The sequence below is a fragment of the Novosphingobium sp. ERN07 genome, assembly GCF_012641335.1.
Lineage (GTDB): Bacteria > Pseudomonadota > Alphaproteobacteria > Sphingomonadales > Sphingomonadaceae > Novosphingobium.
On the sequence record NZ_JABAID010000001.1, the window covers coordinates 501,496 to 524,385 of the forward strand.

20 protein-coding genes are annotated in these 22,890 nt (G+C 64.1%); 15 read left to right on the forward strand and 5 right to left on the reverse strand.

Features of this window, described 5'->3' with window-relative positions; genetic code table 11:
• On the reverse strand, nt 1-1,050 hold the full coding sequence (locus HGI47_RS02490) for a quinone-dependent dihydroorotate dehydrogenase (protein WP_168851168.1): 1,050 nt from the start codon (nt 1,048-1,050) through the stop codon (nt 1-3).
• Between the two features lie 445 nt (nt 1,051-1,495).
• On the opposite strand from HGI47_RS02490, the gene HGI47_RS02495 reads away from it, so the two are divergent.
• From HGI47_RS02495 to HGI47_RS02530, 8 genes are all read left to right on the forward strand, one after another.
• Entirely contained in the window at nt 1,496-1,927 is a 432-nt protein-coding gene (locus HGI47_RS02495; protein WP_168851169.1) for an SUF system Fe-S cluster assembly regulator, read from the forward strand.
• A complete protein-coding gene (gene sufB / locus HGI47_RS02500; protein WP_168851170.1) occupies nt 1,924-3,405 on the forward strand; it encodes a Fe-S cluster assembly protein SufB in 1,482 nt (493 codons plus the stop codon). The genes HGI47_RS02495 and sufB overlap by 4 nt, the downstream gene beginning before the upstream one ends.
• A gap of 199 nt (nt 3,406-3,604) precedes the next feature.
• On the forward strand, nt 3,605-4,117 hold the full coding sequence (locus HGI47_RS02505; RefSeq protein WP_206065924.1) for an endonuclease domain-containing protein: 513 nt from the start codon (nt 3,605-3,607) through the stop codon (nt 4,115-4,117).
• 11 nt (nt 4,118-4,128) lie between these two features.
• Complete coding sequence (gene sufC / locus HGI47_RS02510) at nt 4,129-4,872, forward strand: Fe-S cluster assembly ATPase SufC (protein ID WP_168851171.1); 744 nt, start codon at nt 4,129-4,131, stop codon at nt 4,870-4,872.
• Nucleotides 4,869-5,606 carry a SufD family Fe-S cluster assembly protein gene (locus HGI47_RS02515; protein WP_168851172.1) on the forward strand — a complete coding sequence of 246 codons (738 nt, stop codon included), beginning with the start codon at nt 4,869-4,871 and terminating at the stop codon, nt 5,604-5,606. Before sufC ends, HGI47_RS02515 begins: the two co-directional genes overlap by 4 nt.
• A gap of 128 nt (nt 5,607-5,734) precedes the next feature.
• Nucleotides 5,735-6,916 (forward strand): cysteine desulfurase, encoded by a 1,182-nt coding sequence (locus tag HGI47_RS02520; protein WP_168851348.1) that lies wholly within the window; start codon nt 5,735-5,737, stop codon nt 6,914-6,916.
• Nucleotides 6,913-7,395: an SUF system Fe-S cluster assembly protein gene (locus tag HGI47_RS02525; protein WP_168851173.1), complete on the forward strand. Its 483-nt coding sequence runs from the start codon at nt 6,913-6,915 to the stop codon at nt 7,393-7,395. The genes HGI47_RS02520 and HGI47_RS02525 overlap by 4 nt, the downstream gene beginning before the upstream one ends.
• 23 nt (nt 7,396-7,418) lie before the next feature.
• Nucleotides 7,419-7,781 (forward strand): iron-sulfur cluster assembly accessory protein, encoded by a 363-nt coding sequence (locus HGI47_RS02530; RefSeq protein ID WP_168851174.1) that lies wholly within the window; start codon nt 7,419-7,421, stop codon nt 7,779-7,781.
• On the opposite strand, the gene HGI47_RS02535 is transcribed toward HGI47_RS02530, so the two are convergent.
• From HGI47_RS02535 to thrS, 3 genes are read right to left on the reverse strand one after another with little or no spacing between them, the layout of a single operon-like run.
• The gene (locus tag HGI47_RS02535; RefSeq protein WP_168851175.1) at nt 7,778-8,719 is read right to left on the reverse strand and encodes a hypothetical protein; all 942 of its coding nucleotides are present in this window, start codon (nt 8,717-8,719) and stop codon (nt 7,778-7,780) included. The genes HGI47_RS02530 and HGI47_RS02535 overlap by 4 nt on opposite strands.
• Nucleotides 8,720-8,771: 52 nt before the next feature.
• Nucleotides 8,772-9,521 carry a TSUP family transporter gene (locus HGI47_RS02540; protein WP_370521614.1) on the reverse strand — a complete coding sequence of 250 codons (750 nt, stop codon included), beginning with the start codon at nt 9,519-9,521 and terminating at the stop codon, nt 8,772-8,774.
• A complete protein-coding gene (gene thrS / locus HGI47_RS02545; protein WP_168851176.1) occupies nt 9,518-11,512 on the reverse strand; it encodes a threonine--tRNA ligase in 1,995 nt (664 codons plus the stop codon). Before thrS ends, HGI47_RS02540 begins: the two co-directional genes overlap by 4 nt.
• Nucleotides 11,513-11,839: 327 nt before the next feature.
• Here thrS and HGI47_RS02550 point away from each other — a divergent pair, with 327 nt between their 5' ends.
• From HGI47_RS02550 to HGI47_RS02580, 7 genes are all read left to right on the forward strand, one after another.
• Nucleotides 11,840-12,580: an alpha/beta fold hydrolase gene (locus tag HGI47_RS02550; RefSeq protein WP_206065925.1), complete on the forward strand. Its 741-nt coding sequence runs from the start codon at nt 11,840-11,842 to the stop codon at nt 12,578-12,580.
• A 27-nt stretch (nt 12,581-12,607) separates the two neighbouring features.
• Nucleotides 12,608-13,540, forward strand: coding sequence for a tetratricopeptide repeat protein (locus HGI47_RS22525; protein ID WP_240949922.1), 933 nt, complete (start codon nt 12,608-12,610; stop codon nt 13,538-13,540).
• Entirely contained in the window at nt 13,537-14,529 is a 993-nt protein-coding gene (locus HGI47_RS02560) for an LLM class flavin-dependent oxidoreductase (RefSeq protein WP_168851178.1), read from the forward strand. The genes HGI47_RS22525 and HGI47_RS02560 overlap by 4 nt, the downstream gene beginning before the upstream one ends.
• Before the next feature lie 238 nt (nt 14,530-14,767).
• Nucleotides 14,768-19,441, forward strand: coding sequence for an NAD-glutamate dehydrogenase domain-containing protein (locus HGI47_RS02565; RefSeq protein ID WP_168851179.1), 4,674 nt, complete (start codon nt 14,768-14,770; stop codon nt 19,439-19,441).
• 78 nt (nt 19,442-19,519) lie between these two features.
• Nucleotides 19,520-20,287: a molybdate ABC transporter substrate-binding protein gene (gene modA, locus HGI47_RS02570; RefSeq protein WP_168851180.1), complete on the forward strand. Its 768-nt coding sequence runs from the start codon at nt 19,520-19,522 to the stop codon at nt 20,285-20,287.
• Entirely contained in the window at nt 20,284-20,973 is a 690-nt protein-coding gene (gene modB / locus HGI47_RS02575) for a molybdate ABC transporter permease subunit (protein ID WP_168851181.1), read from the forward strand. The genes modA and modB overlap by 4 nt, the downstream gene beginning before the upstream one ends.
• On the forward strand, nt 20,963-21,571 hold the full coding sequence (locus HGI47_RS02580) for an ATP-binding cassette domain-containing protein (protein ID WP_168851182.1): 609 nt from the start codon (nt 20,963-20,965) through the stop codon (nt 21,569-21,571). The genes modB and HGI47_RS02580 overlap by 11 nt, the downstream gene beginning before the upstream one ends.
• A 3-nt stretch (nt 21,572-21,574) precedes the next feature.
• Here the strand turns inward: HGI47_RS02580 and HGI47_RS02585 are convergent, their stop codons facing one another.
• Nucleotides 21,575-22,777: a serine hydrolase gene (locus tag HGI47_RS02585; protein ID WP_240949923.1), complete on the reverse strand. Its 1,203-nt coding sequence runs from the start codon at nt 22,775-22,777 to the stop codon at nt 21,575-21,577.
• Nucleotides 22,778-22,890 lie beyond the last annotated feature (113 nt).

Consider the following 22,890-nt stretch of genomic DNA (forward strand, 5'->3'; position numbering starts at 1 on the left):
CTATTCGCTGCCGACCGCCTCGGCAATGGAGGTCATGCCCGCTTCGCGCACCTTTTTTTCCAATCCTGCCACGATCCGGCGCGCCAGCCCCGGCCCTTCATAGACCATCGCGCTGTAGATCTGGATGAGGCTGGCCCCGGCGCGGATGCGCGCCCAGGCATCTTCCACCGTGGCGATGCCGCCCACGCCAATCAGCGGAATCGCCCCGCCGCTGGCTTTGCGGAAATCGCGCAGCCGCTGCAACGCCAGTTCGCGCAAGGGTTCGCCCGAAAGGCCCCCTGCCTCGGCCGCATGGCGTGATCGGAGGGCCGGACGTGTGATCGTGGTGTTCGATACGATCAGTGCGGCCAGTTGTTTCTCCAGCGCGATCCGGCAGATGCCATCGATGTCGGACTGTTCCAGATCGGGTGCCAGCTTCAGGAAGATCGGCACATTGATGTTGCCGCGTGCCTCGATCACCGCATCCAGCAGCGCCGAAAGCGCGCCCTCATCCTGCAAAGCGCGCAAACCGGGCGTGTTGGGCGAAGAGATGTTGACCGTAAGGTACGATGCCAGCGGGGCCATCATCCGGGTCATCTGCGCATAGTCTGCAATGCGGTCGACCGAATCCTTGTTCGCGCCGATGTTCACGCCCACGATTCCCGGCAGTCCACGCAGACCAGTTTCACGACGGCGGACAAGCCGGTTGGCCACAGCCTGCGAACCTTCGTTGTTGAATCCCATGCGGTTGATTACCGCGCGATCCTCGGTCAGGCGGAACAGGCGCGGCTTCGGGTTGCCTTCCTGCGGCAGCGGGGTGACCGTGCCCACTTCGACAAAGCCATAGCCCAGGCCCAGCATGGCATCGGGCACTTCGGCGTTCTTGTCGAAACCCGGTGCCATGCCGACCGGGTTGGGAAAGGCGATCCCGGCCACGCGCTGTGCCAGCGTGGGGGTGGGGGCCTTGGGGCCACCAGGCTGGTTCAGCGACAAGGCCCTGATCGTCAGGCGGTGGGCAGGCTCTGCAGGAATGCGGAAAATGAGCGGGCGCAGCAGCGAATAAAGCGTCACGGGCGAAGGTTTCCGGTTCTGCGAACGGATAGGATCGAATCAAGGCCAGTCCAGCCTGCGATCGGGGATCGCCAGCGTACCTCGTGTGGCATCTTTGCGACGATATTGGCGCGCGGCCAAGTTCGAATCTGTCGGATATGACGGCTTTTGTAATTGAATGAGCGGCGAATGTTGCCCGAATGCCACCGAAATTGTCGAATCCATACAATTCATCATCAGAGCTTCTGCCTAGGAAGGCTGTGCGACCCGAAGGGCTCGGTGCAGCGATGTGCTGGGTTCTCGACTTTAAAGGCGGCCGACGCTCCTTCGTGGAGCGCGGCCGCCCTTTTTTTGGCCAGTTGCCGCCCGTATCGCGCGCGGGTGCCTTGCACCGCGCGGTAACCGCGCCTAGGTAACCGGAACGATTCGGTCTGATTTGCAGATCGCCATTCCGGGACACCCGCTGATGCGCCTTTCCAGCATGGCCGACTATGCCGTCGTCACGATGAGCGCCGCCGCGCGCCATTGCGGACATGCGCGCGTCTCGGCGCAGCAACTGGCCGACGAAACCGGCTTGCCCGCGCCCACCGTGCAGAAACTGGTCAGCAAACTGTCTGCCGCAGGCCTGCTCAAATCGGCGCGTGGTGCGCATGGCGGGCTTAAGCTGGCACGCCCCGCCGCCGCGATCACGCTGGCCGATATCGTGGAAGCCGTTGAAGGCCCTATTGCGCTCACGCCCTGCAGCGATCATGGCCGCCACGATTGCACGCTTGAATCTGCGTGCACCGTTCGTCCGCATTGGCCTGCGGTCGATGCCGCGCTGCGCGGTGCGCTGGCAGGCATTCCGCTCACCCAATTGGCCCGTCCTGCCGCCTTGGCGACGGAGGTTATGGTATGACTGAAAACGTGACGATCAAGGATCAGGCCGCGCATGACGCTGCCGCAAAGGTTGCCGATTACGAACACGGCTGGTCCTCGGATATCGAACAGGAATACGGGCCAAAGGGCCTCTCCGAAGATACCGTCCGCTATATCTCGGCCAAAAAGGACGAGCCGGAGTGGATGCTCGAATGGCGGCTCAAGGCCTATCGCCACTGGCTGACCATGCCCACGCCCGATTGGGCCAAGCTCAACATTCCGCCGATTGACTATCAGGATGCTTATTATTGGGCCGCGCCCAAGGCCAAGCCCAAGCTGGGTAGCCTTGATGAAGTCGATCCCGAAATCCTGCGCATCTACGAAAAGCTGGGCATCCCACTGGAAGAGCAGAAAGTGCTCGCCGGCGTCGAAGGTGCGCGCAAGGTTGCAGTCGATGCCGTGTTCGACAGCGTTTCGGTGGCCACCACCTTCCGCAAGGAACTGGAAGCGGCAGGCGTCATCTTCCGCTCGATTTCCGAAGCGATCCGCGAATATCCTGACCTTGTAAAGAAGTGGCTGGGCAAGGTCGTGCCCATGCACGACAACTACTTTGCCACGCTGAACTGCGCGGTCTTTTCGGATGGCACGTTCGTTTACATTCCCGAAGGCGTGCGCTGCCCGATGGAGCTTTCCACCTATTTCCGCATCAATGCGGAAAACACCGGCCAGTTCGAACGCACGCTGATCGTTGCCGACAAGGGGGCCTATGTCTCCTATCTTGAAGGCTGCACCGCCCCGCAGCGCGATGAAAATCAGCTTCACGCCGCTGTGGTCGAACTGGTCGCGCTCGACGATGCCGAGATCAAGTATTCCACCGTGCAGAACTGGTATCCCGGCAACGCCGAAGGGCTGGGCGGCATCTACAATTTCGTAACGAAGCGCGCGCTGTGCCAGGGGGCGCGCAGCAAGGTGTCGTGGACGCAGGTGGAAACCGGCTCTGCCATCACGTGGAAGTATCCGTCCTGCGTGCTGAATGGCGAAGATTCGGTGGGCGAATTCTATTCGGTAGCTGTCACCAACAACTACCAGCAGGCCGATACCGGCACCAAGATGATCCACAACGGCAAGGGGTCACGCTCGACCATCGTGTCGAAGGGCATCTCTGCAGGGCGCAGCAACAACACCTATCGCGGCCTCGTCCGCGTGGCCCCGCAGGCCGAAGGCGTGCGCAACTTCACCCAGTGCGACAGCCTGCTGCTGGGCGCAGACTGCGGCGCGCACACCGTGCCCTATATCGAAGTGCGCAACCCCAGCGCCACGATCGAACACGAAGCCACTACCAGCAAGATCAGCGACGATCAGCTTTATTACGCGATGCAGCGCGGGCTGGATCAGGAAAGCGCTGTCGCTCTGATCGTCAACGGCTTTGCGCGCGAAGTGCTGCAGCAACTGCCGATGGAATTCGCGGTCGAAGCGCAGAAGTTGCTTGGCATCAGCCTTGAAGGATCAGTCGGTTGATCGTCAATCTCGTGGACATAAGTAGTTTCGACGAGGTCGCGGATTTTGTCGCTACCTCCGCACCGTCCAGTGGGGTGCGGATTATACATGGGTCACTCGGTCAAGTTGCAATCGGGAGCAAGACGGATTTGGTTCTGCTCAAAACGCGGTTTTCCCAAGAAATTCGTTGGCCAAAGTTTTGTGTCGGGAAAAGTGACGAATGATCAAAAAAACCCTTTCCATCCGCCCCGTCGGCGAACGTGCCGAGGCGCCGAAGATCCAGAAGAAGGGTCGCGGCTGGGCCATTTCGGGTTCGCGCCTCGATGCGATTCATGACCGTGCGCGCCAGTTGCGCCGCGAGCCGGACGAGGCGCACCTCGCTCTGGCCGAGGAGCTGGCGAAGGAAGACCTCGGCAAGTACAAGTTCAAGCGCTACGCCGTGATCGGCTCGGCCATCGTCGATTTCGGCTGCCAGCCGCTCAAGCTGGTCGTCGCGCTGGATCGCGGCGAGAACCCCGAGATCGAACGCCGCCGCGATGCCAGCCTTGCCGAAGTCGGCCTCAAGGTCATCCGCTACGATGCCGCCGAAGTGCTCGGCGATCCCGAAGGCGCCTGCGCCGCCGTGCTGCGCGAGATGAAAGCTCGCTACGACGAGTTGCGCGCCGCCTCGCGGCCTGCGCGCCCCTCCTATTCGCGCTCCGGCGCCCGCCCGCAGCGCTCGCCTCGCGGTTGAAAGTGATGACGATGCTCAAGATTGAAAACCTTCAGGCCACCGTGGCCGACAAGCCGATCCTCAAGGGTCTTTCTCTCACCATCAACGCGGGTGAAATTCACGCAATCATGGGGCCGAACGGCGCGGGCAAATCCACGCTCGGCTACACCCTCGGCGGGCGTCCCGGTTATGAAGTGACCGGTGGCAGCGCCACGCTGGATGGCACGGACCTGTTCGAACTGGAACCGCACGAACGCGCTGCCGCTGGCCTGTTCTTGGGCTTTCAGTATCCGGTTGAAATCCCTGGCGTCTCCTTCGTCCAGTTCCTGCGTGAATCCGCCAATGCCCAGCGCAAGGCGCGCGGTGAAGCCCCGCTTTCCGGCGGCGAATTTCTCAAGCTGGCCAAGGAAAAGGCCGCCTTGCTGCGCATGGACATGGAGATGCTCAAGCGCCCGGTGAACGTCGGCTTTTCGGGCGGTGAAAAGAAGCGCGCCGAAATGGTGCAGATGGGCATCCTCGATCCCAAGATCGCGATTCTGGACGAGACGGACTCCGGCCTCGATATCGATGCGCTGCGCATCTGCGGCGAAGGCATCAACGCGATCATGCGCAAGCCCGACAAGGCCGTGCTGCTGATCACGCACTATCAGCGCCTGCTTGATTACGTGAAACCCGATTTCGTCCACGTCCTCGCCGGTGGCCGCATCGTGCGCACCGGCGGCCCTGAACTCGCGCTCGAACTAGAAGAGCAGGGCTACGAGGCCGTGGCGGCATGAAGCAGGCGCTCACCCTGCCAACGCGCAAGGACGAAGCGTATCGCTATGCCGACCTTGCCGCGCTGGAAACGCTGTGGCCTCTGCCGGTGCAGGACATTCGCGTGGCAGCGGGCGAACAGGGCGCGCTGGCCGTTGTGCTGGATGGCGCAAACGATGCCGCGCGCGATATCGCGATTACGCTGGAAGACGGCGCAGAGTTCGATTTGCGCCTGCTCCATGCAGGGTCTGCCTATCGCCGCATCGCCGTCAGCGTTTCTCTGGGTAAGGGCGCGAAGTTCCACCTTGGCGCGGCGCAGATTGCAGGCGGTGACCAGACGGTAGAGATCGTCACCGAAGTCACCCACGCGGAACCGGACGCGGTATCCAGTCAGGTCGTGCGCTCCGTTTTGGGTGGCAAGTCCACCGGCACTTACCTCGGCAAAGTCGTGGTCGCGCGCGGGGCTATCGGCACTGATGGTTCGCAATCCATCCGAGCCATGCTGCTGGATCGCACCGCCACGGCCAACGCCCGCCCCGAACTCGAAATCTATGCCGACGACGTGAAGTGCGCGCATGGCTGTGCTGTGGGCGAACTCGATCCGCAGGGCCTCTTCTACCTTGCCCAGCGCGGGTTGCCGCCCGCGCTTGCCAAGAAGCTCATGCTGCAAGCCTTCATTGCGGAAGCCTTTGTGGGTGCCGCTGACGAAGAAGCGCTGACCGACGCTGCGCTCAAGGCGCTTGAGGCGGTGTTGTGACCCAGCCCGTCACCGCCAACAATACCCTGCACCCCCGCGAAGGCGGGGGCCTCAGGCAACCAAGCGCCACGTCTCCTGAGGCCGCCGCCTCCAAAGTATCTTCAGGCGCGGGGGCGCAGGTTGCTTCGATCTGGCCCGGCCTCGCCAACCCCGATGGCACCCGCTGGCACTACCTCGATACCGCCGCTACTGCGCAGAAGCCGCAAGTGGTGATCGACGCCATGACCCGCGCTCTCGGCAGCGACTACGCCACCGTCCATCGCGGCGTCTATGCCCGCTCGGCCGACATGACGCTGGCCTTTGAATGTGCCCGCCGCAAGGTTGCGGGCCTGATCGGCGGCGCGGAAAACGAACTGGTGTTTACGCGCGGCGCTACCGAGGCAATCAACCTCGTCGCACAGACCTGGGGGCAGCAGAACCTCAAGGCGGGCGACCGCATCCTCATTTCCACGCTCGAACACCACGCCAACATCGTGCCGTGGCAGATGCTGCGGGATCGCACTGGCGTTGATATCGACGTGTGCCCACTGACCGAAGACGGGCAGATCGATTTAGACGCGGCACAGCGTATGCTAACGCCTGCGCACAAGCTGGTCGCCTTCGCGCACGTGTCAAACGTGCTCGGCTCGGTGCTCGATGCGCCCCGCGCTGTGGCGCTCGCGCACAATGTCGGCGCAAAAATCCTGCTCGATGGCTGCCAGTCCGTCGCGCGGCTGACGGTAGACGTAAAGGCGCTGGACGCCGATTTCTACGTCTTCTCCGCGCACAAACTCTATGGCCCAACCGGCATCGGCGCGCTCTGGGTCAAGGCGGACATTCTCGACGCCATGCCCCCGTGGCAGGGCGGCGGCGCGATGATCGACAAGGTGACGTTCGAGCGCACCACATATGCCCCCGCGCCGCAGCGCTTCGAAGCTGGCACCCCTGCTATCGTCGAAGCCATTGGCTTTGGCGCGGCGGTGGATTTCGTGACAGCGCAAGGCCTTCCTGCGATCCACGCACACGAATGCGAACTGGTCGCCAAGGCGCGCGAAGCGCTGGGCCGGATGAACTCGGTCAAGCTGTTCGGACCGGAAGACAGCGCGGGCATCCTCAGCTTCGCGATCGAAGGCGTGCACCCGCACGATCTGGGCACCATCCTTGACGAGGAAGGCGTTGCTATCCGCGCCGGGCACCACTGCGCGCAACCTTTGATGGCGCACCTTGGGGTGCCCGCCACGGCCCGCGCCAGCTTCGGCATCTACAGCGATGAAAGCGATATCGCCGTGCTCGTGCGCGGCATCGAGAGGACCATGAGGATTTTCGGATGAGCGAGAATGATCCCAAGTTCGCCGTCGAGGAAGTGGAAGCCGTGTCTGCTCCCAAGCGCGCCTTCGTTGAAGACGCGCCCGAAGAAACAGCGGCGCAGAAGCTTGATCGCAAGCGCGACTATCTGGAAGGCTTCCTTGCCGCAAAGCCCGAAGGCGTCACCCCTGGCGAACCGGGCGGCGATATCTATGAAGGCGTGGTGAGCGCGCTGAAGGAAATCTTCGATCCCGAAATCCCGGTCAACATCTATGACCTCGGCCTGATCTATGGCGTTGACGTATCGCCTGATTCCGATGTCGTCGTCACGATGACGCTGACCACGCCGCACTGTCCGGTGGCCGAATCGATGCCGGGCGAAGTGGAACTGCGCGTTTCTGCGGTCCCCGGTGTACGCGACGCCGAAGTGAACCTCGTCTGGGATCCGCCGTGGGATCCGCAGAAGATGAGCGATGAAGCCAAGCTTGAGCTGGGAATGCTCTGAACGCTCCCCATATAGGTGAAGCCATGACCACCGAAGTGAAAGTCCGCCGCCCCCGTCCCGCTGCCGTGATCCTCACGCCCAGCGCCGAAGCGCGTGTGGCGCATCTGATGGACACCGCCCCCGAAGGCGCCATCGGCGTAAAGCTGTCCACCCCGCGCCGGGGCTGCTCTGGCCTTGCCTACTCGGTCGATTACGTCACGCAAGCCAATCCGCTGGACGAAAAGATCGAAACCCCCGGCGGCCTGTTCTTCATCGACAGCGCATCGGTGCTTTACCTGATCGGCAGCACGATGGACTGGCAGGAAGACGATTTCACCGCCGGTTTCGTGTTCCAGAACCCGAACGCCAAGGGCGCCTGCGGCTGCGGCGAAAGCTTTACGGTCTAAGCTTCGGCCAAAAACCGCAGCAAAGCCTGATCGAGCGCATCGACCTCGTTGTTGGCATCGATCCGCGCCTGCAACCAAGTGCTCTCGGCATCGGTCACCGCGTGATCCTGCGCCGCCTCGGCAAACACATCGCGGGTGGGCTGCTTGCGGCCAAAGCCCACATCGCGCAGCGCCTGTGCAAAGCTGCTGACATCGGTCCGGGCCATGCGGCCAAAGAACTTGCCGATATGGCTGCCACGATCATTCATGAATGCTTCCAGCTCCGCCGCGCGCTCGCGCGTCAGCCCTTTCGCGCCATTCCAGCCTTGCAGATAGTTCCCCACGCCTTGCACGAACAGGCGCTCCCACGCGGGCGCATTGTCTGCCCCCAGCGTCGCGTCCTTCAGCCGGAACAGCATTTCCGCCTCGCGTCGGCTCACGCCTGCGGGGCGCTCCCCGCCGGAAGCGAAGATCGTGCGGCGAATGAGCGTGCATTCGGCAGGAGAGATCACGCCCGGCAGCAACTCGCCACCACACCGCGTCGGCCCTTCACCGGTCAGCACTTCGCGCTCGATCTGCTGCAGCACAAAAACCCGCAACCCGTCCGGCGCGGATTCGGCCTTTTCCAGCACGCGCACCAGCAGTTCCAGTTCGGTCAGGCTGCCCACCTTGCCATCGTGCGATACGCGCTCGATCAGCCAGCGCGCATTGTCGACCGAGATGTGGCCTTTGGGCGCGGCGGTGTTCACCACGAACTCGACCAGCGCCTCGATAAAGAAGTCCGACCATTCGCGCGTCGGCTCGGCGATCTGGTCGTTGAGGATGAAGATGGCCTCGGCCTCTTCGGGGTCGATGCGCCCATCGGGCCACGCGGCACGGCGTAGCGCCAGAATTTCCTGTGCGGAGATCGCGCTGTCTTCAGCGGCCTGCGCGGCCAGAGCGCGGAAATGCAAGGTCATGCGTGTTCGGTCCCTCAAGCGTCCAATCGCAGCCTGACTTAAGGGAAACCGCTTAATTTGGCGTTATCAGCCGCACGACCGCCATCAACGCCGACATCGCCAACAGGAACCCCACGAACCCCCGCCAAGCCGCATCGCTCACCTTGCCGAACGCCATAGTGCCCAGATGATTGCCCGCCAGCACCGGCCCGAACAACAGGAGTGCGAACAGTGCATCGCGCCACGAAGCCAGCCCCAGCGCCAAGGCCGCCACCGTGCTGGCAACAGATGTCAGCAGAAACACGGTGAGCATCGAAGCTCGCGCCACGTCACGCGGAATCGGGCGGCGCAAGTAGTACGGCACCACGGGCGGCCCCGGCATTCCGGCAAAGCCCGTCAGAAGCCCCGCCGCCGCGCCTGTCAAACCTGTCTTGATCCTGCCCGGCGCGTGCCCCGGCTTTGCAGGCAGCAGCACCAGCACGAAAGCCGCAATCGCCACGCCCGCTATCAGCACCCGCGCCAACCCCGGCGGCGTGGCGAACAGCACAACTAGCCCCACCGGCGTCAGCAGCATCGCCGTCCCGCCGATCACGCCCGCGCTTGTCTCGCCCGCGTTCCACACCTTGCGCGCGCCAACCAGCCCGATCAGCAGCCCCAGCATGTTCGATACGACCACCGCCTCTCCCGGAGAGATCACCAGCCCGATCAGCGGCACCAGCAGGATCGCCATGCCAAACCCCGCGAGCCCGCGCGCAAAGGCGGCAACGAAAGCCGCCAGCGCGCAAAGGCCGAGCGAAAGGAGCGGCAGGCCGAGCGCAGTCAGGCCTTCAGATCCGGCGCAAGCGCTTCACCCTTCAACAAGGCAATCGCTTCGTCCAGCGGCATCACCTTCTGGTGCTGTTCGCCCAGAATGCGGATCGCCACGGTACCTTCCTCGGCCTCGCGCTTGCCCACCACCAGCAGGTAGGGAACCTTCTGCAGCGAATGTTCGCGCACCTTGTAGTTGATCTTCTCGTTGCGCAGGTCACTTTCAGCGCGGATGCCCGCTGCCTTCAGCTTGGCAAGCGCTTCCGTGGCATAATCATCCGCGTCCGAAACGATAGTCGCCACCACCGCCTGCACCGGGGCCAGCCACACCGGCAGACGCCCGGCAAAATGCTCGATCAGGATGCCGATGAAGCGTTCGTAGCTGCCAAAGATCGCGCGGTGCAGCATGACTGGGCGGTGCTTCTCGCCATCCTCGCCCACATAGTTCGCATCAAGCCGTTCGGGCAGAACGCGGTCAGACTGGATCGTGCCCACCTGCCAGGTGCGGCCAATCGCATCGGTCAGGTGCCATTCCAGCTTGGGCGCATAGAACGCGCCTTCGCCGGGCAGTTCTTCCCAGCCATACTCTTCGGTGGCCAGCCCTGCGCGCACCACGGCAGCGCGCAGTTCGGCCTCGGCCTTGTCCCACATTTCCTCGGTGCCGAACCGCTTTTCCGGGCGCAGCGCCAGCTTGATCGAATAGGTAAAGCCGAAGTGCTTGTAGACGCGGTCGGCCAGTTCGCAGAAGGCCTGCACTTCGTCCACGATCTGGTCTTCGCGGCAGAAGATATGCGCATCGTCCTGCGTGAACTGGCGCACGCGCATCAGCCCGTGCAGCGCGCCGTGCGGTTCGTTGCGGTGGCAGCAGCCGTTTTCGTACAGCCGCATCGGCAGATCGCGATACGATTTCAGCCCCTGCCGGAAGATCAGCACATGCGCCGGGCAGTTCATCGGCTTCAAGGCCATCCAGTCGGCCTCACCGCTGATAACCGGGCCTTCGTCGTCCACGTTCGGCACTTCATCGGGGATCACGAACATGTTTTCGCGATACTTGCCCCAGTGACCGGATTGCTCCCACTGGCGCGCGTCCATAACCTGCGGGGTCTTCACCTCGCGATAGCCCGCGCCATCGATCGCGCGGCGCATATAGGCTTCCAGCTCGCGCCAGATCAGATAGCCCTTGGGATGCCAGAACACGCTGCCGTGCGCTTCGGCCTGAAGGTGGAACAGGTCCATCTCGCCTCCCAGCTTGCGATGGTCGCGCTTGGCCGCCTCTTCCAGCCGCGTCATATGCGCATCAAGCTGCTTCTTGTTCAGCCAGCCCGTGCCGTAAATGCGCGAAAGCATCGCGTTGTTTTGGTCGCCGCGCCAATAGGCGCCCGAAACCCGCGTCAGCTTGAACGCATTGGGATCAAGCTTGCCGGTCGATGGCAGATGCGGTCCCCGGCACATGTCGAGCCAGTCATCGCCCGACCAGTAAACTGTCAGCGGCTCATCCCCCGGCAGTTCCGCCGCCCATTCCGCCTTGAAGCTTTCGCCCTGCTGCTTCCAGCGCGAAATCAGTTGCTCGCGGCTCCACTCCTCGCGGCGCAGCGGCTTGTTCGCACCGATGATCTTGCGCATCTGCGCTTCGATCGCGGGCAGGTCCTCCTCGGTAAAGGGTCGCTCGGCAGGCGCGAAGTCGTAATAGAACCCGTCGTCCGTGCTGGGGCCAAACGTGATCTGCGTGCCCGGAAACAGCGCCTGCACCGCTTCGGCCAGAATGTGCGCATAGTCGTGCCGCGCCAGGTCCAGCGCCTCGGCCTCATCCTTCGCCGTCACCAGCGCCAGTTGCGCGTCAGCGGTAAAGGGCCGCGAAAGATCGACCAGTTCGCCATCCACCTTCGCCGCCAGCGCCGCCTTGGCAAGGCCGGGACCAATCGCAGCGGCAATGTCCGCCGGAGTGCTCCCCGGCGCAACTTCGCGTGACGAACCATCGGGCAGGGTGATCTTCAACAGTTCGGACATCGGAAACTCTCTAACGCAATCTGGCCCTGACGTGATTTCGCCGGGGCCATTTGAACGGTGCCTTGCCACAGGAACGGCAACACCGAAAGGGCGCGCATCGGGATTTCAGATCGGTTCGGGAGGCGATGCGCAAACCCACCCGAACCGGGCGGCGGCATCGCGGCAGGGCTTAACCCAGCAGCAACCGCCCCCGGCTCGCGGGGGTAGTGGTTGTAGTGCGGGTGGTGCGCTGTGCCATGATGGAAGTGTGCTTAGCGGGGATTTGCTGCGGAGTCATTACTCTGTTGTCTGTTGCCCCCACGCACCCACCGCGCCATGACTGCGGGCATGATCGATATTTCCCGCTTCACCCTGCCCTCCTGCCAGCAGATGGCCTATCGCCACCTTCCCGGCGCCGACCCCACAGTCGTCTTCCTCCCCGGCTATATGTCCGACATGGCGGGCGGCAAGGCGCAGGCCGTGATGGAATGGGCGCAGCAACAGGGCCGCGCCTGCCTTTTGCTCGATTATACCGGCTGCGGGCAGAGCGACGGGGACTTTGGCGATGGCCGCCTGTCAAAGTGGCGGGACGAGGTTGTGGCGCTGATCGATCATTTGGGGATCGAGGCGGTGCAGCTTGTCGGCTCCAGCATGGGCGGCTGGCTGATGCTGCTGATTGCGGAAAGCTTGGGCGAACGCGCCAAGGCGCTTGTCGGCATCGCGCCTGCGCCGGATTTCACCGAATGGGGCTTTTCCCAGTCGCAGCGCATCGAACTCGCATCGGGCCGCACGATCTATGAGGACAACCCTTATGGGCCGGAGCCTACGCCGACTCATGCCGGGTTCTTCTCCGATGGTGAAAAGCACCGGCGGCTGGGCGGGGAGATCGCTTTCGATGGCCCGGTGCGGCTGCTGCACGGGCAGGCCGATGCCGATGTGCCGTGGGACATATCGCTGCGCCTCGCCCGCGCCTTGCGTTCAGGCGATGTGCAGGTCCACCTGATCAAGGACGGCGATCACCGGCTTTCGCGGCCCGGCGACATTGCGCTGCTGCTGCGGGAACTGGCTAATATCGATGGCCAGTGTTGATGACACGCCTTGAAGGATGAAAAGCGCATGATCGATCTGCCCGCGCCCCAGTTTGCGCAGGTCATTTCCGTGGAGCAGACGCAGCACGCCTCGCTCATGCAGATCGGCCCCGCCACCATGCCCATGCGCCCGTCAGACCTGCCAATCCCGCGCCGCCGTGATCGCGAACAGCAGCGCGAGACGGAGCGGGAGGCCGGGCTTGTCCGGCCAGACCTGCCGGAGCAGGACCGCTTGGCCGATTGCCTTGCCAAGGCGCAGACCAATCCCGATGCCGCATTGGTCGAAGCGCAGACCTGGCTGGGCGAAAGCCGCGATACCGGCCAGCAGGTGCGCGCCAACCAGTGCCTTGGCATGTTGCGTTCGAACATGGGTGATTTCGACGGCGCGCTGGAAGCCTTCGCGCAGGCCGTGGCAGGCGTGCCCAAGGAACAGGAAGTCGCCGCCGTGTCGCTGATGGCGATGGCAGGCAATGCCGCCCTTGCTGCCGGAAAGCCGCAGGACGCGCTAGGCTGGCTGGATCGTGCGGTCGCGGTTCAGGGCAATGGAGGCAAGACCGGGCTGGCCGAAATCCAAATCGACCGGTCACGCGCGCTCGTGGCACTTGCCCGCAACGCAGAGGCCGCATCGGCGCTCGACGAAGTGCATCGTCTTGCTCCCGAAGAAGCCGAGGGCTGGCTGCTTTCAGCCACGCTGGCGCGCCGCATGGATGATCTCCCCCGCGCCCAGCGCGACATCGAAATCGCCAGCAAATACGATCCGCGCGATCCAAGGGTGGCCCTTGAAGCGGGCGTCATCGCCGTGCTTTCCGGGCGTGACGAGGCTGCGCGCAAATCGTGGGAATCGGTCGTTGCGGTGGACAAGGACGGCGAGGCGGGAAAGGTTGCAAAGAGCTACCTTGAACAGTTGGGGCCTGCCCCTACATCTCAAGTTCCTGAAACAACACAGAAGCCAAACCCATGAAACTCTCCGTCCTCGATCTGGTCAGCGTGGTTGAGGGCGGGACGGCAAGGCAGGCGCTCGACAATTCCGCCGCTGCGGCCAAAGTGGCAGAGGAATGCGGATTCCAGCGTTATTGGGTGGCCGAGCATCACGGGATGGAGGGCCTTGCCGGAGCCGCCACAGCGGTGGCGCTGGCGCATATCGGGCAGGGCACGTCCACGATCCGCATCGGCGCGGGCGGGATCATGCTGCCCAATCACAATCCCCTTGTTATCGCAGAACAATTCGGCACGCTTGATGCGCTGTTTCCGGGGCGCGTCGACCTTGGGCTGGGCCGTGCGCCGGGAGCCGACCAGCGCATCATGCGCGCGCTGCACAAGGATACGAACCGCGCGGCAGAGGACTTTCCGCAGGACGTGGTGGAATTGCAGCTTCAGTTCGCAGGCGATCCGCGTGTGCCGTTGCAGGCCTATCCGGCCAAGGGTGCCAAGCCGCAAATGTGGATTCTGGGATCGAGCCTGTTCGGCGCGCAACTGGCGGCGATGATGGGCCTGCCTTATGCCTTTGCCTCGCACTTTGCGCCCGATCACCTTGATTCGGCGCTGAAAATCTACCGCGAGCGGTTCCAGCCATCCGAGGTTCTCGACGCGCCCTATTGCGCCGCCGCGATCAACGTGGTCGCCGCCGATTCTGACGAAGAAGCGCAATTGCTGGCCTCGTCGATGGATCAGGCCTTCGTCGCACTACGCACCGGCAATCCCGGCAAGTTGAAGCCGCCGGTGCCGGGCTATCGCGACTCGCTCCCGCCGCAGGCGCTCGCCATGCTGGAGCATGTGCGGCAGGTCAGCACTTGCGGCACTGTGGCGACGGTGCGGGCCGGTCTGGCCGCATTTGCCGAGCGGACGCAGGTGGACGAAGTTATTGTTGCGGCGTCTATTTTTGATCAAGCAGCGCGGCTGAAATCGCTACGCCTGACAGCAGAGGCAGCGCGCGAAACGGTGCATTCCTGAAGTGCACCTAGATGCACCTAACTGCACCTAGGCGCACAAAACGACACGCGAACGCAACGCGGCGGCACCATTGTTCGCCTCAAAGATTACAACCGCAGGTTAAGCCGTCCGCGCCATTGAACCGGACTTGCTGCTACTGCGCCTCTGGATTACCATATGGAATAATGATACAAGTCTGTATTCAATAATTACAAGAGAGGGTAATAATCCTCTCTCACTGGAGAGCCGGAAAAACGTTATGGCGTCAACGTCCGCAACCCTGTCCGATCCCTCGACCGACACTCTCGCCTTCGCGCTGGCCGAACGCTTCGCCGCCGCGCTGCTGCCCGATGAAGCCCGCGATTTCGACAATGCGCGCCTTGCCGAAGCTGCCCGCTTCGCCGCGACCGCCGCTGCCGTCCGCAAGGGCAGCGATCCTGCTATCGCCATAGAAAGCGTCAGCGGATCGGACAGTGCCGAGCGCCACTTGCGCATCGCGGTGATCAATGATGACATGCCTTTTCTTGTCGATTCAATCACTTCTGCGATCACCGCGCAAGGTTTGACCATCGACCGTCTGGTCCACCCCGTTGCCGCCGTGCGCCGCGATGGCGAAGGGCGTCTGACCGAATTTCCTGCAGGCGACGCCAGCGGAGAGCGCCGCGAATCCATCGTCTATCTTGAAACCGAACGCGCCGATGCGCGGCAGCGCCGCGCGCTGATCGCCGCACTGGAAGAAACGCTGGCGGACGTGCGCGCCGCCGTGGCCGATTGGCCGATGATGCAGGCCGCGATGCGCGCCGATGCCGATAGTCTGGCCGATCCCGAAGGCGCGGCGTTGCTGCGCTGGCTGGCGGACGGGATGCTGACGCAACTGGGCAGCGTGACGCGCCACCGCGACGGGACCGAGGAAAAACCGCTGGGCATCTGCCGCGCGAGCGAGCGGAGCCTGCTGGCGGCATCGTCCTATGACCGGGCATTCAAGTGGTTCGAAAGCGGGAAGGGCCGTGCGCCGCTGATCGTCAAGGCGAACCGCATTGCCAATGTGCACCGCCGCGTACCGCTGGACCTGTTCATCGTGCCGCGCATCGAAAGCGGCAAGGTTGTCGCGCTGTCCGTCCATGCCGGCGTGTGGACCAGCGCCGCGCTGGCCGCTGCGCCGGATCGCATTCCGCGCCTGCGCACGCAGCTTTCCGAACTGATGGACAAGTTCGGCTTTTCGCCCAACGGCCACGCCGGAAAGGCGCTGGTCCACGCGCTGACCGCGCTGCCGCACGATCTGCTGATCAGCTTTGCTGAAGCCGATCTTGAGCGCGTGGTGACTGCGACGATGAGTCTGGTGGACCGTCCGCGCCCCCGCCTTGCGCTGGTGGAAGCGCCGCTGGCCCGGCACATGTTCGCCTTCGTGTGGCTGCCGCGCGATGTGTTGTCCACGCAAGTGCGGCTTTCGATCATGGCGATGCTGGAAAGCGCAACCGGGGCGCAGGTGATCGACTGGGCGCTGCAGGTGGAAGGCAGCACGCTGGCGATGCTGCGCTTCGTGCTCGACGTGCGCGAACAGCACGGTACGGCGGATGAAGATGCGCTGGACCTGCAACTGCAATCGATGGTGCGGGGTTGGGCCGGTGCGGTGGAAACCGAACTTGCGGCAACCGAAGAACCTTCGCGCGCGGCGGCCATCGCAGCGCGTTATGCCGATGCTTTCCCGATTGCCTATCGCAATGCCTCTGGCGCGGGCGAGGCGGCGCGCGACATCCGTGTTTTGCGCACGCTGACAGGAGCCAAAGCCCCGCGCCGCGCCGTGCGGCTGCATCGCAATGCCGGCGAAGTAGCGCTGCGGCTGAAGCTCTATCAGCGCGAAGGAGCGATCGTGCTGTCCGATGCCGTGCCGGTGCTGGAAAACTTCGGCTTCCGCGTGCTGGAAGAAGTGCCGACGCCGCTGGATGGCGGGCGGCTGGGCTATATCCACGATTTCCTCGTCTCGCACCCGGCAGACACATCGCTGGATGATCTGCTGGCGCGTGCCGAATCCATCGAAGGATCGCTGGCGGCGGTGCTGAACGGCGCGGCGGAGGACGATGCGTTCAATCGCCTGATCGTGGCCACCGGGCTTACCGCGGTTGAAGCCAACTGGCTGCGCGCGTTCTATCGCTATCTGCGGCAGGCGGGCATGACCTTCGGCATCCCCACCGTGGTGGAAGCGCTGAAGAATGCGCCCGCGGTCACGCGCGGGCTGATCGACGCCTTTGTGACGCGCCACGATCCTGCGTTCGAGGGGGACCGTGAGGCCGCCTTTACCGAGGCCGAAGAACGGATCAAGGCTGGACTGGCCGGTGTAGCTGCGATCAACGACGACCGCCTGCTGCGCCAGTTCCGCGCGCTGGTGACCGCGATTCTGCGCACCAATGCCTTTGCCCCGGCGGCGGAAGAAGCGCTGGCATTCAAGATCGATTCGGCGCTGGTCCCGGGCCTGCCCAAGCCGCTGCCGTGGCGCGAAATCTTTGTTTATAGCCCGCGCGTGGAAGGCATCCACTTGCGCGCCGGGCCAGTGGCGCGCGGGGGCTTGCGCTGGTCTGACCGGCGCGACGATTTCCGCACTGAAATTCTGGGCCTGATGAAGGCGCAGCGTGTGAAGAACGCGGTGATCGTGCCGACCGGGGCCAAGGGCGGCTTCTATCCCAAGCACTTGCCCGATGCGGTGAAGGATCGCGAAGGCTGGCTGGCCGAGGGCAAGGCCAGCTATCAGGTGTTCATTCGCACGCTGCTTTCGCTGACCGACAATATCGTCGAAGGCGCGGTGGTTCATCCCGCGTCCGTGGTGGTGCGCGACGGCGAAGACCCCTATTTCGTGGTGGCCGCCGACAAGGGCACGGCGACCTTCTCTGACGTGGCCAATGCCATCGCGGAATCGAAGGACTTCTGGCTCGACGATGCTTTCGCCAGTGGCGGGTCGAAGGGTTACGATCATAAGGCGATGGGCATTACCGCCAAGGGCGCGTGGCTTTCGGTGCGGCGGCACTTCCTTGAAATGGGCGTGGACGTGCAGAGCGAACCGGTGCGCGTGGCGGGCTGCGGCGATATGTCGGGCGACGTGTTCGGCAACGGGATGCTGCTATCAAAGGCGCTGAAAGTGGTGGCCGCGTTCGACCACCGGCACGTGTTCCTCGATCCCGATCCCGATCCTGCGAAAAGCTGGGAAGAGCGCGCGCGCATGTTCGCGCTGCCGCGTTCGAGCTGGGACGACTATGACAAGAGCCTGATTTCCGCAGGCGGCGGCGTGTTCCCGCGCTCGATGAAAGCCATTCCGCTTTCGCCGGAAGTGCAGGCGATGCTGGGGCTGACCGTTGCGGAGATTGACCCGGATTCGCTCATCGCTGCCATTCTTCGCGCGCAAGTGGACCTGCTGTGGTTCGGCGGCATCGGCACCTATGTGAAGGCCAGCCACCAGAACAACGTCGATGTGGGCGATCCATCCAACGATTCTGTCCGCGTTTCGGCGGATGAAGTGCGCGCGAAGGTGATCGGCGAGGGCGCGAACCTTGGCACCACGCAGGCGGCGAGGATTGAGTTTTCCTTGCATGGTGGCCGCATCAACACGGACTTCATCGACAATTCGGCAGGCGTCGATTGTTCTGACAACGAGGTGAACATCAAGATCGCGCTGGCGGCGGCGAAGCGGTCTGGCAAGCTGACCGAGGATGCGCGCGTCGATCTGCTGGTTTCGATGACCGATGACGTTGCCCATCTGGTGCTGGAAGATAATCGGTTGCAGGCGCTGGCGCTGTCTATTGCAGAGCGTGGCGGGGCGGCGGCGATGCCATCGTGGTCGCGCCTGATCGATGTGCTGGAAGAAGGCGGCGATCTGGACCGCAAGACCGAAGGGCTGGCAGGCGCTGAAGACCTTGCCCGGCGCGCCGCGGCGGGGCAGGGCTTGACCCGGCCCGAACTGGCGGTGCTGCTGTCCAGCAGCAAGCTGGTGTTGCAGCGCGCGCTGGAAGACAGTGCCGTGGTGGATGATCCGGTGCTGGAAGTGGAACTGATCGCGGCCTTCCCGCCGCAGATGCAGGAAGCGTTCGAGGACGAAATCACGCACCACCGCCTGCGCCGCGAGATCATTGCGACCAAACTGGCCAACCGGATCGTGAACCGCATGGGTCCGGTCATGCCGTTCGAACTGTGCGAGGAAGAAGGCGTTTCGCTGGCGCAAGTGGCGGCGGCCTTCGTTGCGGCGGAACGTCTGCTCGATCTGCGCAAGACGTGGGACATGCTGGACGTGGCGGCGATGCCGGAAACACTGCGGCTTGCCTTGTTCGAGCGCACGGCGTGGGGGCTGCGCGGGCACATTGCCGATGTGCTGCGTGCGGGGCACGGTTCGTTGCAGCCGGGAGACTTGATCGAGGATCTGTTCGGTGGTGTGGGCCTGCTGTCACATACCGCAGCGCAACTGCTGCGTGGCGAAGCGCAGGCGCAGGCGCGGGCTATGGCGGACGAACTGGCGGCAGCGGGGGCGCCTGCGGAAATCGCCGCGCGGCTGGTGCATCTTTACGATATGGACGGCGCGGTGGGCCTTGCCCATCTGGCAGGCGATCTGGGCGTGGATGCGGCGGCGTTGACCGGGGCCTTTGCCGATCTGGGCGCAACGCTGGGGCTGGACTGGGCGCAGCAGGCAGCGCGACGGATGAATCCATCCGATCCTTGGGAGCGGCTGCTGGTGGCCGGGCTTTCGCGCGATTTTGAACAGATGCGGCTAGACTTTCTGGCCCGTTCGCGCGGGGGATCGCCCGATGCTTTCGTGGCCGACTGGCTGGGAGCGAACGCGGCGGCGGTGAAGCAGTTCCGCAGCCTTGTGGCGCGGGCGCAGGCGGCTCCTGCGGTGGCACCTGCGATGCTGGCGCAAGTGGCCAGTCAGGCGCGGACGCTGCTGGGGCGCTGAATGCAAAGCAACATGGCTTGGTCCGGGCGGGGAACTTCTATATACGCCCGGACATAGCTTTGCTTTGCCGGAGTGTGCATGAAGGGTTTGTTCCGCGCCGGGATGGCGCTGCTGATCGCGTTTGTCAGCGTTCTCCCAGCCTCCGCGCAGGAGCGCGGGCCGCTGGTACTGGCGGCGGCGAGTTTACAGGAAGCGATGAACGACGCGGCGGATCGCTGGGCGGCCAAAGGCCATGCGCGGCCTGTGCTGTCCTTCGCGGCGTCTTCTGCATTGGCCCGGCAGGCAGAGGCGGGCGCGAAGGCCGATCTGTTCGCTTCGGCTGACGAAGAGTGGATGGACTATCTGCAAGGCAAGGGCTTGCTGCGCGCAGGCACGCGGGCGCGGTTGACCGAAAACCGGCTGGTGCTGATCGCGCCGGTGGGCAGCAAGGTGGCGCTGGGCATCCGGCGCGGCTTTCCGCTGGCGCAGGCGCTGGGCAGCGGACGGCTGGCAATGGCCGATCCGGCGGCGGTTCCGGCGGGTCGCTATGGGCGCGAGGCGCTCACCAAGCTGGGCGTCTGGAATGGCGTTGCAGGCAAAGTGGCGGCGGCGGAGAATGTGCGCGCGGCGCTGGCATTGGTGGAGCGTGGGGCCGCGCCGCTGGGCATCGTCTATGCCACCGATGCGCGCGCTTCGAAGGGCGTGCGCGTGGTGGGGGTTTTTCCGGCGTCCAGCCATCAGCCCATTACCTATCCCGTGGCGCTGCTAAAGGCTTCGGCCCACCGCGATGCCGACGGGTTCCGGCGGTTTCTGATTTCGCGTGAAGGGCGGGCGCTTCTGGCGCGGCGCGGGTTTGGGGCCAAATGATGGCCCCCGACGTCTGGGGGATTGTCTGGCTTTCGCTGAAGGTCAGCGCGGTGGCGGTGGGCGCGTGCCTGCCGCTGGCCTTTGCGCTGGCATGGGCATTGGCGCGGGGGCGCTTTGCAGGCAAAGTGCTGCTGGATGCGGCGGTGCATCTGCCGCTTGTGCTGCCACCGGTGGTCACGGGGTGGCTGCTGCTGCTGGCTTTTGGGCCGCAGGGACCGGCGGGGCGCTGGCTTGAAGATGTGCTGGGCATGACGCTGATGTTCCGCTGGACCGGGGCGGCGCTGGCGGCGGCGGTCATGGCGCTGCCGCTGATGGTGCGGGCAATGCGGCTTTCGATAGAGGCGGTCGATCTGCGGCTGGAAGCGGCGGCGATGACGCTGGGCGCATCGCGCTGGCGGGTGTTTCGCACGGTTACGCTGCCGCTGGCGCTGCCGGGCGTTGTGGCCGGTGCGGTGCTGGGCTTCGCGCGGTCGCTGGGCGAATTTGGCGCGACCATTACCTTTGTTTCCAACATTCCGGGCGAGACGCAGACGCTGCCACTGGCAATCTACAGTGCACTTCAGGTTCCGGGTGGGGAGGCCGTCGTGACGCGGCTGGCGGTGATTTCGGTGCTGCTGTCGCTGGCCGCGCTGGTCGTGTCCGAGGTGCTGGCGCGGCGCATGGGGAGGCACGCGCATGTCCTTTGATGTGGCGGTCGAACGGCGGCTGGGCGATACGGTGGTGGCCTGTGCGTTCCAGACAGGTTCGGGCCTGACCGCGCTGTTCGGGCCTTCGGGCGCGGGCAAGACATCGGTGCTGAACATGATCGCCGGACTGCTGAAGCCAGATACGGGGCGCGTGGCGGTGGGCGGCGAGGTGCTGTTCGACAGTGCGGGCAGTGTAGACGTGCCGGTGCAGGCGCGGCGCGCGGGCTATGTCTTTCAGGACGGACGGCTGTTCCCACATCTGCGGGTGCGGGACAATCTGGCCTATGGGATGCAGGCAGAAGGCCTGATGGGGCTGGACGAGGCTGCCGACTTCCTGGGCATCGCGCATCTGCTGGACCGCTGGCCGCGCTCGCTTTCGGGCGGGGAGGCGCAGCGCGTGGCCATCGGGCGGGCGCTGTTGAGCAATCCGCGCTTCCTGCTGATGGACGAACCGCTATCGGGCCTCGACCGTGCGCGGCGTGAGGGCGTGCTGCGCGTGATCGAGCGGCTGCGCGATGAAGTTGGTCTGCCAATCCTCTACGTCAGCCACGACCGCACCGAGGTGGAGCAGCTCGCAACCACCATCGTGGAGCTTTGAGCCCTACTTTTTAAGACCGCTGATTATGGCGTGAAAGCCTTTGACCGTCTCGTCCACCACGCCTGCGGGTTCCGGGTTGGGAAAGTGGCTGAGCTTGACGATTACCGTGCTACTGGCCGGATGCACATAGATGAACTGTCCGGCAAGCCCGACGGCGGAATAGGCGCCAGGTTCGTCATCGAGCTTCCATATCTGGAATCCATAGGCATCGCGGGTAGGCTTGGCGGATGTGGGCTCAAAGGGCACCATTGCGGTGGCCTGCGTCACCCAGCTTTCGGGTACGACCTGTCGCCCATTGGCCTTGCCCTTGTTCAGCAGCATCAGTCCGATGCGCCCGAAATCGCGCAGGCGCGCGTTGTAACCCATGCCTGACAGTTCGCGGCCCACTCCGTCCGGCCCATCGGCGATAAAGAATCCATCGGCCTCGGCACCCATCGGCTGCCACAGGCGGCGGCTCATGTAGGAGGCGAGCGTCTCACCCGTGGCGCGTTCCAGCACCCAGCCGAGCACTGCGGTATCGAGGGTGGCGTAATTGAAGCGACTGCCGGGGGCGGCGGTTTTGCTGATGGTGCGCGCGCGATCCGCAAAGCGCTCCTTGTTGGCCACTATGGCGTTCATGTGGATCAGCGCGGCAAGGCTGGGGTTTGCGCCGAAATCGTAGCGCTCCTCATAGGCGACGCCCGAACGCATCTGCAGCAGGTGACGGATCGAGACGCCCTCGTATCCGCCGCCTTTGAGTTCGGGCACGTACTTGCTGGCCGGATCATCAATCGAAGCGATCTTGCCGTCTTCCAGCGCAAGGCCGACCAGCAGGGCGGTGATGGTTTTAGCCATAGAGAACGAGATGAAACGGTCTTCAGGGACAGTCCGGTTGCGATAGTCCTCGAACACGACCTTGCCGTCATGGATCACCAGCAGGGCATTGGTGTAGGTGCGGCGGGCCCAGGCATCGTAGTCGGCGGGCATCGTGGTGACTCGGCCAGCAGCGAGCGGCCAGACCTGATCGCCCTTGGCCACGGGACGCGTTTCGAAGATCTGCCAGGAATTGCGGAAGTTGTAGCTGTTTATGTCAGCATCCAGCCAATGCTGGCGCATGGCGATGACCGGATCCTGCGGCACCGGAGGTGGGCTTTCGGCGCTGGCGGGCATCCACAGCGCAGCAAGCGAGGCTGCGATCAAGGCTCTGGCGGTTGTCATGCGCATCATATCCCAACTCCCGGCACGTCTTATGTTATACCACATAGCATATCAAAGTCTTCGGCGGGCGCAAGCGACGATCTTTGCTTGGACGCAACGGTCTTTTTGATGCTGATTGGTTG